Source organism: Pseudomonas sp. AN-1 (genome assembly GCF_034057115.1).
GTDB lineage: Bacteria > Pseudomonadota > Gammaproteobacteria > Pseudomonadales > Pseudomonadaceae > Geopseudomonas.
The window spans coordinates 4,094,930-4,108,927 of sequence record NZ_CP139195.1 but is presented as its reverse complement, the minus strand read 5'-3'; the positions used below and the strand labels follow the sequence as shown (position 1 = coordinate 4,108,927).

At 61.0% G+C, this 13,998-nt stretch carries 12 protein-coding genes; 5 read left to right on the top strand and 7 right to left on the bottom strand.

From position 1 onward, the window contains the following. Positions 1 to 157: 157 nt before the first annotated feature. From SK095_RS19240 to SK095_RS19210, 7 genes are all read right to left on the bottom strand, one after another. Positions 158 to 1,168: a lysylphosphatidylglycerol synthase transmembrane domain-containing protein gene (locus SK095_RS19240; protein ID WP_320547191.1), complete on the bottom strand. Its 1,011-nt coding sequence runs from the start codon at positions 1,166 to 1,168 to the stop codon at positions 158 to 160. After that, positions 1,165 to 1,905, bottom strand: a complete 741-nt coding sequence (locus SK095_RS19235) for an SDR family oxidoreductase (RefSeq protein ID WP_320547190.1) — start codon at positions 1,903 to 1,905, stop codon at positions 1,165 to 1,167. The genes SK095_RS19240 and SK095_RS19235 overlap by 4 nt, the downstream gene beginning before the upstream one ends. Further along, entirely contained in the window at positions 1,902 to 3,215 is a 1,314-nt protein-coding gene (locus SK095_RS19230) for an FAD-binding oxidoreductase (protein ID WP_320547189.1), read from the bottom strand. The genes SK095_RS19235 and SK095_RS19230 overlap by 4 nt, the downstream gene beginning before the upstream one ends. Continuing rightward, entirely contained in the window at positions 3,212 to 4,711 is a 1,500-nt protein-coding gene (locus SK095_RS19225; RefSeq protein WP_320547188.1) for a UbiA family prenyltransferase, read from the bottom strand. Before SK095_RS19225 ends, SK095_RS19230 begins: the two co-directional genes overlap by 4 nt. 94 nt (positions 4,712 to 4,805) lie before the next feature. Further along, a complete protein-coding gene (locus SK095_RS19220; protein ID WP_320547187.1) occupies positions 4,806 to 6,464 on the bottom strand; it encodes a hypothetical protein in 1,659 nt (552 codons plus the stop codon). 163 nt (positions 6,465 to 6,627) lie between these two features. Continuing rightward, positions 6,628 to 8,451, bottom strand: a complete 1,824-nt coding sequence (locus SK095_RS19215) for a hypothetical protein (RefSeq protein ID WP_320547186.1) — start codon at positions 8,449 to 8,451, stop codon at positions 6,628 to 6,630. A 94-nt stretch (positions 8,452 to 8,545) separates the two neighbouring features. Then, positions 8,546 to 8,944, bottom strand: coding sequence for a pilin (locus tag SK095_RS19210; RefSeq protein WP_320547185.1), 399 nt, complete (start codon positions 8,942 to 8,944; stop codon positions 8,546 to 8,548). A 228-nt stretch (positions 8,945 to 9,172) separates the two neighbouring features. On the opposite strand from SK095_RS19210, the gene pilB reads away from it, so the two are divergent. The 5 genes from pilB (at position 9,173) to yacG (ending at position 13,996) form a co-directional block, all read left to right on the top strand. Then, entirely contained in the window at positions 9,173 to 10,873 is a 1,701-nt protein-coding gene (gene pilB, locus SK095_RS19205) for a type IV-A pilus assembly ATPase PilB (protein WP_320547184.1), read from the top strand. Positions 10,874 to 10,875: 2 nt separating this feature from the next. Further along, the gene (locus SK095_RS19200) at positions 10,876 to 12,117 is read left to right on the top strand and encodes a type II secretion system F family protein (protein ID WP_320547183.1); all 1,242 of its coding nucleotides are present in this window, start codon (positions 10,876 to 10,878) and stop codon (positions 12,115 to 12,117) included. A gap of 3 nt (positions 12,118 to 12,120) precedes the next feature. Further along, on the top strand, positions 12,121 to 12,990 hold the full coding sequence (locus SK095_RS19195) for an A24 family peptidase (protein WP_320547182.1): 870 nt from the start codon (positions 12,121 to 12,123) through the stop codon (positions 12,988 to 12,990). A gap of 197 nt (positions 12,991 to 13,187) precedes the next feature. Beyond that, positions 13,188 to 13,796, top strand: coding sequence for a dephospho-CoA kinase (gene coaE, locus SK095_RS19190; protein WP_320547181.1), 609 nt, complete (start codon positions 13,188 to 13,190; stop codon positions 13,794 to 13,796). Beyond that, positions 13,796 to 13,996, top strand: coding sequence for a DNA gyrase inhibitor YacG (yacG, locus tag SK095_RS19185; RefSeq protein ID WP_320547180.1), 201 nt, complete (start codon positions 13,796 to 13,798; stop codon positions 13,994 to 13,996). Before coaE ends, yacG begins: the two co-directional genes overlap by 1 nt. The last annotated feature ends 2 nt before the right edge of the window (positions 13,997 to 13,998 follow it).

Genomic DNA, 13,998 nt, shown 5'->3' with positions numbered 1-13,998 from the left:
CAAGCCATGACCGCGAGCGACAGGGCAAGCCGGAAGCTGCCTAGCAGAGCAATCGCTCGAGAGACCGAAGCCACCGCGGGCCAGTCCCAAGAATTGCATCCAGGCTCTTCAAGGCCAGTCACTACGCCCCCCCTTGGGCCATCTATCCAAAAGGCTCTCAGAAGTCAGGGTTGTGTTGGCTTCGGCGCTTACGGTTGTGGCGAGCCCAAGGGGGGGGACAGGGGACTTTCAACGGTCTGGGGGCGAGCATGCCCATCCCGATGCAGACTGCAAACCACAGGGTAGCCACTCGTATGAGTACGGTCGCGGCGACAGCATCGGCAGCGGGCATGCCTTTCCAGATCAGCAGGGCGCTCATGATCGCCTCGGCTCCCCCCAATCCTCCCGGCATGAAGCTGAGGGCCCCGCCCAGCATTGCTAGTGCGTAGACGAACACCGCGAATACCAGCGGGATATCCGTGCCCATCCATAGCAGTATCCAGTGAAATGCCAGCGCCTCGGCTGCCCAGGCAATCACGCTCAGCAGCATGGCTATGCTCAGTGTGCCGGGATGGTGGCAGCGCTGGGCTTCCAGCAGAATCTGCAGCAGGTGTCTGGCCAGCGCCATGATCTTGCCTGGCCGCATTGAGGTTCGCCTTTCTAACCAGGTGATCAATTGGCGTTGCGACAGCAGGAGCAGTGTGCCGACGACGAGGGCAATGCCGACCGCGATCAACGGGCGTGCGTCCGGATAAAGCGTCAGGCCGAAAAGAGTAAGCAGCACCACGGCAAACAGGTCGGAAAGGCGCTCGCTGAAGAAGGCAGCAAAGCTCTTGGGATAAGGCACCGCCCATGGCTTGAGCAGCACCCCGCGCAGCGCTTCGCCAGCCTTGCCGGGTGTCGTTGTAAGGGCGAAGCCGGCCAGATAGATCCTCAGGCTGGGGCGCCATGGGACGGGATGCCCCAATACCCTGAGATAGAGCTGCCAGCGCAGAAAACGCAAGCCGTAGTTGAGCAGCGACATCAGCAGGGCTATGAGGATGCCGACTGCACCCACCTTGACAACGGCAGTGCAGACATCTTGCCAGCCGCTCCACAGGGAAAAGCCTAGATATCCCAGCACCGAGAGGATCACCGACAGGATGACGGCGCGATAGCGCCAGCCGGACAGATGGGGGGCATCGCTCACAGGTTCAGCCTCTTGAACAGCGGCTGCGGGATGCTGCGGATGATCTGCATGATCAACATCCAGAATCCTGGTGCATAGAGAACGGCTGTCCTGCGTTCGATCCCCGAGAGAACGCGCTGGGCGACCTGTTCGGGTTTGGCCAGCAGCAAGACTGGCAGGGGGAGTCCCTGGGTCATCGGCGTATCGACAAAGCCCGGCCTGATATCGATTACATGTGCTCCGACCTTGAACATTCGGGCTCGCAGTCCTTCGCAGAAGGTGGAAACGGCTGCCTTGGCGCTGCCATAGAGGTAGTTCGAGGGGCGGCCGCGGTCGCCGGCTACCGAGGAAATCACCGCCAAGGTTCCGCAACGCTGGGTTTCAAGCTGCATGGCCAGGAGAGTCAGCAGGGCAATGGTGGAGGTGCCGTTGTTGGCGAACTCTCGCAGGGCCATGGCAACATCCCGCTCGCAGGCTGGCTGTTCGGGCAGGGTACCGTGGGCGATCAGGGCGATATCGATCTGTTGCAGGCGGGCCATGCAGCGCTCGAGCATCGTCGGGTGGGCTGCCAGGTCGACTGCGTCCATTCTGTGGGTGGTTACTGCCTTGGCGCCTCGCGCCTCGAGGTCGGCACCAACTTGGGCGAGCTTTTCGGTGTTGCGGGCCACGAGGAAAAACTCGCAGCCCTGTTCGGCCCACAGACGTGCGCAGGCGGTGGCGATGGCGGAGGTGGCGCCAATGATCAGAATGCGTTTCATGCGGTGACTCTTGTCCAGAAGCGGGAGTTCATGGCCGGATCGCGCAGGGTCTCGAGCTTTTCCCAGGCCGGGTAGGCTCGGCGGAAGTCCTCGGCCGCCATGTGGGCGTCCTTGGCAGGATACAGGCGCCCTCCCGCTTCGTGCACGATGGCATCGAGGCGTGCGAACAGGCTGCCCAGTTCGGCCTTCTGTGGGAAGTCCAAGGCCAGCGAGCTGCCGGCGAGCGGGAAGGACAGCAGGCCGGGTGAGGCGATATTGCCGCAGCGCTTGAGTACGGCGAGGAAGGATCCTTGGCCGGAGCTAGCGATGGAATTCAACAATTCATGCAGCGCAGGTTGCGCCACAGCCTCTGGAATTACGCATTGATATTGCTGGAAGCCTTTGCGGCCGTAGATCCGATTCCAGTGCAGTATCCGATCCAGTGGATAGAAGAAGGGCTCGTAGCTGATGCGCTGTCTGCCGAGTGCACGAGGATGAATTCGCCAGTAGATTTCGTTGAAAGCTCGCAGCGAGAGGTGATTGATCAGGGAGAGTGGCGGTGTCAGTGGAACGCTCAGTTTGCGGCGCTCGTCAATCTTCAGAGATCCGTAGGGCGCATGGTCGCCAAGCATGAATACGCCTCGCCCAGTGCGTTTGCCTCGGGCAAGACAATCGATCCACGCCACGCTGTACTCGTGCTGGTGATCCAACTCGTCGGATAAGATAAAGAACTCGGCGAGACTCTCGAAGCGCACCACGCTGGTGTCGATCTGGCTGGAGCGTATGGGCATCAGCTGGATCTCTGCCCAAGTGATCACTCCCGTGAGTCCGAGACCACCAATGGTGGCGTTGAACAGTGTGGCGTTTTCCTGCGAAGAGCAGCACATCGGTGGCTCGTTGTGACGCTGAAGGCCGAGGCGCAGGACATGAGTGCCGAAGGTGCCGCGTACATGGTGGTTCTTGCCATGCACATCGTTGGCGATGGCTCCGCCCAGGGTGACGAACTGGGTTCCGGGCGTGATGGCGAGAAACCAGCCCCGAGGTATGGCAAGGGTGAGAATCTCTGCGAGGGTCACACCCGCTTCGGCCGTTATGACGCCGCGCTGCCAGTCGGTGGCCATAAAGCGATCCAGCGTGCGCAGATTCAGAACATGGTCGCTTGCGGCCAGACAGCTGTCGCCATAGCTGCGGCCGTTGCCGAAGGGCAGGGTGTTGCCATGCAGTTCGACGAGCCGCTTCAGGCACACCGGCACATCCGCGCGCCAGGTGCAGGGCTGGGCTGTCTGAGGAGCATTGGGGTGGCGTCCCCAGGAATGAAGCTTCTCGGTCATGCCGCCCCCCAGAAAACCAGGCAGAACAGGATGCCGACCATCAGGCTGGTACGGTCGCGAATGGCGAACACCACCGGATCCTCGTTCACTTCGCCTCGGTGAGCGAGCATCCAGATACGAGTGATCCAGAACAGCAGTAGTGGGCATGCCAGCCAGATGAGCTCCGGATAGCTGTACATGAGCACGGTTGCCTGATCATGTATGTACAGGGCTAGAACCATCACTGCCAGATATCCGGAGGCCGAACCGAGCGAGGCAATCATCTCCAGATCGCTAGGGTAGTAGCCGCGGCCTCTGGTCTTGTCGGTCCTGCCCTTTTTTCTTGACTCGCGTAGCTCAGTGTAGCGCTTGACCATTGCAAGGCTGAGGAACATGAACATCGAGAATGCAAGGATCCAGAAAGTCAGCGGCAACTTGCATGCGGCTGCTCCGGCGATGATGCGAATGGTGTAAAGCAGCGCCAAGGCGATGACGTCAACAGCCATCTGACGTTTCAGTGCAAGTGAATAGCCAAGTGTCAGTATGTAGTAAGTGGCCAGAACTGCAGAAAACTCCCAAGGGAGCAGGAGAATGGCACCTGCAAAGGAGCCAGCCAGCAGGGCAGGAAAAGCCATGATGCCTGATTTGATTGCTAGTCGTCCCGAGGCGAATGGGCGATGCCGCTTTGTGCCATGGTGGCGATCGTCTGTCAGGTCGAGCAGATCATTGAGCAGGTAAACGCTGGAGGCACATAGCCCGAAAAAAAGGAAGGCCAGCAGTCCCTGCCAAAGCAGTTGGGGAACGCCCAATTGATGAGCTGTCAGCAGTGGCGTGAAGATCAACAGATTCTTCATCCATTGATGCAGTCGCAGCGCCTTCGCCCAGTCCTTGATACTTGGAGAGTTAGAGCGAATGACCTGTTTGACGTTGCCGTGGGCGCGCGCGCGCGGCTCCACGCCCGCATCCGGATTGACTAGGTAGGCCTTTCGGGCGGCAGCCCATACCGGAAGGTCGTCGTGCGAATTGCCTGCATAGTCGAATCCGTGCTCGCCGAAGTGCCCTACCAGCAAATCACGCTTGCGTTCGGCTGACAGGTTGCGTGAGGAGTCGGATGCCAGAACCTGATCAAACAGTTGGAGATGTTCGGCAATACGCTCAGCCAGCGAGTGATGGCTGGCTGTAGCCAGGATTACAGTGCGTCCGTTGCTGCGCTCTGCTTGGATGAGTTCGATGACTGCGGGGTCATAGGGGAGCACCCTGACATCTATGTGGGTGGCGCGTGCCAGTCGATCCTTCAGGACGGTCTTGCCTTTGCTCAGCCAGCCCAGTGGCTTGAGCAGTCGCAGGGGATGGCTGCGCATGAATGCCAATCCGGTTTCCAGAAGCAAGTCAGAACGCAGCAGGGTGCCGTCCAGGTCGATGACGAGGGGGAGGGGATCAACGTCCGCGCTCAAATGTGACAATTTTTGACTGGCTCGAGGATTGTGCAATGGGGGGCGAGGTTTGACTGTACTCATATAAGGCATTGCTTTGGTGGCGAAGGGCGTGGGCTGGGATGCTGTTAACGGACAACCCGCCATAGCCAGGATGGGGGAGCAAGATGATCCTTGTCTATTGCTGAGAGAGTCCGTCTTGCACCATCACCTTCGAGACCCTCGCAGGATCCCCGTCAATCCTCCAGAACCCATCCCAGCCATAGGGCAAACCAAAACAGGAAAGAGGAGCACGGGTCTGCACGGGAACCCCCGGCAGCCCGATAGCCTCCCGATCGAAGCCCCCCAACCGCCCGGAATAGGCACCGGAGTTCAATCTCCAGATGGCCGCCAAGCGCCCTTCACTAAGCAGGGGAGCACGCACCGCGATATCCACGTCGCGGTACAGGTCTCTCAGAACTGGATCCTCTACCTTGTTGACACGAGAAGTTTCAGACTCAAGGAAGCCTTTGGGGAAGGCACGCTCGTAGTGCCCGACCCGGACGTTCGTGCGAGCAGGCAACCGCGCCAGAAATGGCTCCGTCAACGCCAGCGGATCAATCCAGCGCACAGCCGGACCAGCGGCAAATGCACTCATACCTATCGCGCAACGGGCGTAGAGCCCGGGCCTGGAGCCGATGGCAGCCCCCTCCGCTAGCCAGGGATGAGCGAACCAGGTGCCGCGCTGCAGGCTCGGCCACAAACCCAGAGCCTGGTAGTAGAAACCTCGCTCATCCGCAATACCGGAAGACGATATGAGCTGCTGCGAAAAGCCCAAAGGCGAAAATACCGTCCTGCTCAGGGCCCCGGCATTGAAAACGAGGAACACCAATACCGCCGCTACCAGAGAAAAACTGGCATTACGCGAAACAAATACGGCGCAGACAACCACGGCAAGGAGAACGGCAGCACTGAAGAACCGCCCCCCCATGTAGTCAGCACCGACGTAAAACAGATACAAGAACCAGGCAACGATCCCCAGTCCCAAGGAAGCCAGTACTCGATCCCTGCTCGAACAACCCAACACTACACCCAGAAGCAACAAAGCCAGCGTTACCAGATCCGTCTCGGCGGTCCAGACCAGATAATTCCAGGCCTGCACAGCGCTCTGCCACGAATCAATCCCCGTAGCGACCTTCGCAAGAGCCGTGTTCGGAACCGGCACCCCATAATAGAAAACGGAAAAGGCAACCCACAGCAGCGCAGGAATCCCACCAACGGCCAAACCGAGGATCAGTCTGAAAAGGTTTTGCCTCTCCCGCCAGCATACATAGACGAAGCTCGGGAAGATCAGGACCAGGACATCCGGCCGCGTCAGGAAAAGTGCAGAAGCAAGCAGCGTTAGAAGCAGCGGACCCCATCCCGAGCCCGCCCCCCTCAGGCACACCAATGCATAGAGCACCAGAAGCGCATGAACCAGAGGATTTTCAAGCCCGGAACTCGAGTAGTCGACAAATGCGCGAGACCATAGCAAAGCACAAACCAGAACAATACCACCCAGAGCCCAACGCTCCTTGGCGACGCGCCCGAGGAGAAGCAAGGTAGCAATCAGCAGAACATAACTCAACCCAAGACTGAAATAGTAAGGATCATCGAATATTGCAACACCGGAGAGAACCAGAAAGAACCATAACGGATGAGTATAAACTTGAACCCGCTCCCCCGGATTCCAGACAATCCCATAGCCGTTCAGAGCGTTATCGACGACCCTGAAAGTTATGAACGCATCCTCACTGACCCATGCCGTATGCATGAACGCAAAAGAAAATGCCAGCGCCACCCCCAGAAACAGAGCCAATCGCTTCCATGACACTCGCACATTACTCATACCGTTCCCAGACCGACCGCAGAGACCATTTCGAAAACAAAGCAGAATAAAATCCAAAAACCACCACAATGCAAAAGCGGAGTGCCCCAGAAAACTCTGCCCCCCTGCAGCAGAGCTCACATCGGCATCTTACTCAGTATCCGGCCAGGCAGAGCTGCTCCGCGGCTTTCCCTGACTCACAGAGCCTACGGACGAAACTGCTGCGCACGGAAATGGAGCGCTCGCCAGCATCGGCACTCAACTGCACGGCCTTCTCAAAAGCTGCATCGCCGAGAGCGACCTCCCCACGTCCATATCGCGCCAGCGCCTCCAGCAAGTATGAGACGGAGAAGTTTTTCTCATAGAATCTGAAAATTTCCACATTCTCGAGAACCTTCTCATAGTCCCCCAACTGCAGATGGGCTTCCGCCAGTAGGCTGTAGGAAATCCGCAGGATCCAGAGATTCGGCGCACGCTTATTGTCCAGAGAAACCTCCGACACATCGATGCCTTGGGCAAGCATCTCGTCCCGCATGCGATACAGTTGAGACAAGGCCTTTTCAATCGCCTCGATCGCCTCCCGACTATTCCCCTCGAGAACATGGAGGTAGCCCTTCATGACCAGAAAATCCTCCGGCGCATCCTGCTCGGCGACGGCAAACAACTCCTGTCTCGCCAGGTCCAGGCGCCCCGCATTCAACGCCGACAGGACATAAAGCGACTGCGCATACTCGAAATCCGGATGCTGCCCATGCGCCCAGCTCCACAGGGCAAGATCCGACTGCCACACCGGTAGATAGATCTTAAGGTTCAGCCCCGAGTAGAGACAGAGCAGGGCGATACTGCCACACAGCACAGCCTTGGCAACTCGTTGCCGCAACACACCGTACAGTCCGAAAAGCCAGTGCGCACAGGCCATGACGAAGAAGACCAACGGCAAGGCCATGAAGCGTTCATGACCGATGTTCCCGCCGATGGTCAGCGGCAGTATCTGCAATACCGGCAGCAATGCGACAACGGAAAGGACCAGCAGTATTGCTGCACGACCGCCACGCCACAGCACCCATACCAGGCCCAGCGACACCCCGGCAACAGCCAGCCAGCCATCGCGGATATCGGCCGCGGTCAAGCCGGTCACGTCCAGCGGGTGCAGCGGTCCGAGGAAGGGAAATGGCCAGACCAGCATCTTCCCATAGAAGATCAGGGCCTGCCCCACATAGCCGACATGCCCGACCCAGTCCAGACTGACCGCAGCCTTGCGCTCCAGATGCACCAGTCCCGAGTGCACCTGGTAACGCAGGGCAAGGTAGGCGGCTCCTGCCAGCAGGATCATCCCCAGCAGACGCAGCGTGGAAGGAGAAACCAGAAGACGCAGGCCGTCCCAGACCGACCCCGTGGGCGCCTGTCGCGTCCACAGCAGACCACAGAGCAGGATGGGAAAGGTCGCTGCCATCTCCTTCGACAGGCAGGCAAAGGCAAAGGCCGTCGCCGCGCCCAGGGCGCCCGGCCACCCCTGCCAGCGCAGGGCGATATTCAGGCCCAGCAGCACGAAACTGGTGACCATCAGGTCGAACCGCCCGGCCACCCAAGCCGTGGACTCCACCAAGGCCGGATGCAGGCCGTACAGCAACATGACCACGGCGGACATGATCCAGCACCGCGACCCGGCGCAGCCACAGACGGCAGCGGCCAGCCAGCCGGCCATGCACACGTTGAACAGAAACAGCAGCAGGTTGACCAGATGGGAATAGAACGGATCCACCCCGAGCGCCCCGAACTCGAACCAGAAGCTGCTGAGCACCGCCGGCCGGAAGTAGGTCGTCGCCGGCAGGACGGGCTGGCTGACAGCGGTCCACCAGTCTCCCGCCCCACGCAGCAGCGGGGAGCTGACGAACAGATCGATGTCATCCCAGACATAGGCAAAACCCAGCACGCTGCCATAGAGAGAGAGCAGCACCGCCAGCACGACCAGCGGCATCAACCTTGAAGCATGCACAGCCACCACCACATTTCAGGCTCAAAAAAATAGGCGGCTGTCCGCCGCCTATTCGCTCCGTCAACCGGCCAGCAGGTTACTGGCAGGTCTTGGGATCGTACTTGTTGTCAGCCGAGGATGCGCAGCTCCACTCGCCGGTGGTGGAGTTACGGGTCCAGGTGATGGTCGCGCCATTGACCTGGCTCGGAGCATTGACCAGGGCGCACTGGATGGTGGTGCCAGTAGTCGAGATGGTGCAGTTGCCGGTGCTCGCCTGCAGGCCGATATCGGAAACCCCGGAAACGGTCTCGCCGTTGTTCAGGCGGGTTTCAAAGGCGGTCTTGCCTGCGGAGATCTCAGCGAGGCCGGCGCTCACCTTGGCGCGGGCCTGGTAGTCCGAGTAGGCCGGAATGGCCACGGCAGCCAGAATGCCGATGATCGCAACCACGATCATCAGTTCGATCAGGGTAAAGCCCTTCTGCATTTGTGCTTTCATAGTCGTGCTCCTTGAAAGAGGGGAAAGGTCCTTTGACCTGAAAATACCCAAGCAGATAGCGTGCCAACTCCGCGAAAGCCGCATTTCGCGCGCTCCAGGCCTAACCATCCCGGCAGTGCGCGCCCCCTGCGGCAGGATGTGCCGTTTTTTGTCACACGCTTTGCAGGGATTTGGCACCGGCACGCCAGTACGCTATAAGGCGGCCAACGGACTCTCAGGTTGCCCCCCATGAACGACTCCATCGCCCTCACCGGTCTGGCCCGCCAACTGGTGCTTGCCGAGCTGCTCGATGCGAAGACTGCCCAGCAGGCACAGGCCGAAGCGCTGCGCAACAAGATCCCGCTGGTCAGCCATCTGGTACAGAACAAGCTGGTCAAGCCACGTGCACTGGCAGAAATGGCCGCCGAGCAGTTCGGCCTGCCGCTGCTGGAGCTGAAGGCGCTGGACAAGGAGGCGCAGCCCAGGGAACTGGTCAGCGAGAAACTGATCCGCCAGCACCGCGTGCTGCCGCTGCTCAAGCGCGGCAACCTGCTCTTCGTCGGCGTCTCCGATCCCACCAACCAGCAGGCGATCCGCGACATCCAGTTCAGCACCGGGCTGACCGTCGAAGCCCTGCTGGTCGAGGACGACAAGCTCGGTGAAGCCATCGACAAGTTCTTCGACAACAGCACCAGCGGTATGGAGGATCTCGGCGATGTCGACCTGGACGGGGTGGATGTCGAGCAGGGGGGCGAGAAGAAGGAGGAGGCCGTCGCCAACGAAACCGACGACTCCCCGGTGGTCAAGTTCGTCAACAAGATGCTGCTGGACGCCATTCGCGGCGGCTCCTCCGACCTGCATTTCGAACCCTATGAGAAGAGCTACCGGGTACGTTTTCGTACCGACGGCATCCTCCACGAGGTGGCCAAACCGCCAATCCAGTTGGCCACCCGCATCGCCGCGCGCCTCAAGGTGATGGCCGCCATGGACATCTCCGAGCGGCGCAAACCCCAGGACGGACGGATCAAGCTGAAGATCTCCGCCAACAAGGCCATCGACTTCCGGGTCAACACCCTGCCAACCCTGTGGGGCGAGAAGATCGTGATGCGGATCCTCGACCCGTCCAGCGCCCAGATGGGTATCGATGCCCTCGGCTACGAGGAGAACCAGAAGGAGCTGTACCTGAAGGCGCTCAGCCAGCCGCAGGGCATGATCCTGGTAACCGGCCCCACAGGCTCGGGCAAGACGGTTTCCCTATACACCGGCCTGAACATCCTCAACACGCCGGACATCAACATTTCCACTGCCGAGGACCCGGTGGAGATCAACCTGGAGGGCATAAACCAGGTCAACGTCAACCCCAAGCAGGGCATGGACTTCACCCAGGCCCTGCGCGCCTTCCTGCGCCAGGATCCGGACGTGATCATGGTCGGCGAGATCCGCGACCTGGAAACCGCCGAGATCGCCGTCAAGGCCGCGCAGACCGGCCACATGGTGATGTCCACCCTGCACACCAACAGCGCCGCGGAAACCCTCACCCGCCTGCGCAACATGGGCGTACCCTCGTTCAACATTGCCACTTCGGTCAACCTGATCATCGCCCAGCGCCTGGCCCGCCGCCTGTGCCCGCAGTGCAAAAAGATCCACGACATCCCTCGCGAGGCGCTGCTCAAGGAGGGCTTCCCCGAGGAGCAGATCGGCAAGTTCAAGATCTACCAGCCGGTCGGCTGCGACGCTTGCAAGAAAGGCTACAAGGGCCGCGTGGGTATTTATGAAGTGGTTAAAATCACTCCGGCCCTGCAACGGATTATCATGGAGGACGGCAACTCCATCGAAATCGCGACCAAGGCTCGCGAGGAAGGCTTCAACGACCTGCGCACTTCGGGACTGCTCAAGGCCATGCAAGGCCTGACCAGCCTCGAGGAAGTCAACCGCGTGACCAAGGATTAAGCATGGCGGCAAAACTGGCGGCAAAAGCGGCGGCAAAAGCGCCACAGAACAGCCCTTACATCTGGGAGGGGGTCGATCGTCGCGGCACCAAGATCAAGGGCGAGATCAATGCATCGAACTCGGCCATGGTCAAGGCGCAACTGCGCAAGCAGGGCATCAATCCAATCAAGGTACGCAAGAAGGCTGGCTCTCTGCTCGGCAAGGGTAAAGCGATCAAACCTATCGATATCGCCCTGTTTTCTCGTCAGTTGGCTACCATGATGAAGTCCGGCGTGCCACTGCTGCAGTCGTTCGACATCATCGCCGACGGGGTGGAAAACCAGAACATGCGCGCCCTTGTTCTGGAGATCAAGCAGGAGGTCGCTGCCGGCAATAGCCTGGCCTCGGCGCTGCGCAAGAAGCCGCGCTACTTCGACGACCTCTACTGCAACCTGGTGGAGTCAGGCGAGCAGTCCGGCGCCCTGGAAACCCTGCTGGACCGCATCGCCACCTACAAGGAAAAAACTGAGGCGCTCAAGGCCAAGGTCAAGAAGGCCATGACCTATCCGATTGCAGTGATCGTGGTTGCGGTGATCGTTTCTGCGATCCTCCTTATCAAGGTGGTGCCTCAGTTTCAGAGTGTCTTCGAAGGCTTTGGTGCCGAGCTGCCCGCCTTCACCATGATGGTGATCAATATTTCCGAAGTCCTGCAGCAATGGTGGCTCATTGCCCTGGCGGGAATTGTCGCAGCAGTTTTCATCTTCAAGCAGATACATCGGAGCTCGGAAAAATTCCGCAATCAGGTGGACCGCACCATGCTGAAAATTCCGCTGGTGGGTGATATCAGTTACAAGAGTGCGGTGGCCCGCTATGCACGTACACTGTCCACCACCTTCGCAGCTGGTGTGCCCTTGGTCGAGGCGCTGGACTCGGTTGCCGGCGCAGCCGGCAACGTGGTATTCCGCAATGCGGTCAACAAGATCAAGCAGGACGTTTCCAGCGGTATCCAGCTGAATTTCGCCATGCGCACCGCCGCCATCTTCCCCGCCATGGCCATCCAAATGACCTCCATCGGCGAGGAGTCCGGCTCGCTGGACAGCATGCTGGACAAGGTTGCCGAATACTACGAGGCCGAGGTGGACAACATGGTCGACAACCTCACCACCCTGATGGAGCCGCTGATCATGGCCGTGCTCGGCGTGCTGGTCGGCGGCCTGATCATTGCCATGTACCTGCCGATCTTCCAGCTGGGCCAAGTCGTCTAATCCATGAATATCGTCGACTTCCTGGCCAGCAACCCGCTGGCCTTCGTTTTCTGCGCTACCGTCATCGGCCTGCTGATCGGCAGTTTCCTCAACGTGGTGGTCTACCGCCTGCCGATCATGATGCAGCGCGACTGGCAGGCGCAGGCGCGCGAGGTGCTGGAGCTGCCGGGCGTCGAGCACGAGCGCTTCGATCTGCTGCTGCCGGACTCCAGTTGCCCGCACTGCGGGCACCGGATCAGGCCTTGGGAGAACATCCCGCTGCTCAGCTGGCTGGCCCTGCGCGGGCGCTGCTCGGGCTGCCAGGCGCCGATCAGCAAGCGCTATCCGCTGGTGGAGCTGGCCTGCGGCATGCTGTCGGGCTATGTCGCCTGGCACTTCGGCTTCGGCTGGCAGGCAGGTGCCGCGCTGCTGCTGAGCTGGGGCCTGCTGGCGATGAGTCTGATCGATGCCGATCATCAGCTGCTGCCCGACGTGCTGGTGCTGCCGCTGCTGTGGCTGGGGCTGATCGTCAACCAGTCCGGGCTGTTCGCTAGCCCGGCCGATGCCTTCTGGGGGGCGGTGGCCGGCTATCTCAGCCTGTGGTCGGTGTACTGGCTGTTCAAGCTGGTGACCGGCAAGGAGGGCATGGGCTACGGTGACTTCAAGCTGCTGGCCATGCTCGGCGCCTGGGGTGGCTGGCAGATCCTGCCGCTGACCATCCTGCTGTCCTCGCTGGTCGGCGCCGTGCTCGGCATCGTCATCCTGCGCCTGCGCCGCGCCGGGAGCGGTACGCCGCTGCCCTTCGGCCCCTACCTGGCCATCGCCGGCTGGATCGCCCTGCTGTGGGGCGACGAGATCACCGGCAGCTACCTGCGCTTTGCAGGGATGGGTTGATCGCAACGGGCCTGCGGTTGAAGATCCGCGCAGCGAGTTTCCAGCACAGGCCCGCTGCGTAGCGGCGCGCCATGGTGGCCATTCGCTGGCGCAAGTTCCCATCACACGGCGCCCTCCCTGCAATCCGCACTCGCCGAGTGGAGCCCTTCGCCCAACCGGGCGATAATGCGCCATCGCGGCTACGGACCTCCTTTCCCATGAAACCCTGGATTCTCGGCCTGACCGGCGGCATCGGCAGCGGCAAGAGCGCGGCGGCCGACCATTTCGCCAGCCTCGGCGTGCACCTGGTCGATGCCGACCAGGCGGCGCGCTGGGTGGTCGAGCCCGGCCGGCCGGCGCTGGCCCACATCGTCGACCGCTTCGGCGCACAGATCCTCCGCGAGGATGGCGCGCTGGACCGCGCGGCGCTGCGCGCGCGGATCTTCGACTCCCCCGAGGAGCGCCAGTGGCTGGAGCAGCTGCTGCATCCGCTGATCCGTGCGGAGATGCGCGACGCCCTGGAGGAAGCCCGCTCGCCCTACGCCATCCTGGTCTCGCCGCTGCTGGTGGAGTCCGCTGCACAGCGGCAGATGAGCCAACGCGTGCTGGTGGTGGACGTGCCGGAGCAGGTGCAGATCGAGCGCACCGTGCAGCGCGACCGTGTCCCCGAGGCGCAGGTGCGCGCCATCCTGCAGGCCCAGGCCAGCCGCGAGGAGCGCCTGCGCCATGCCCACGACGTGCTGGTCAACGACCGCGACCTGGCCTGGCTGCACGGCGAGGTGGAGCGCCTGCACGACTTCTATCTGACCCTGCGAGGAGGCCAGTGATGAACAAGCCCCTGACCGTCGCCTGCCCGACCTGCGCTGCGCAGGTGGAGTGGACGGCCGACAACCCCTACCGCCCCTTCTGCTGCGAGCGCTGCAAGCTGATCGACCTCGGCGCCTGGGCAGCCGAGGAGCACGCCATCCCCGGCGACGATCTGGAAGACGAGCTGTTCAGCGGCGATCTGGAAGGACGCCGGCACTGATG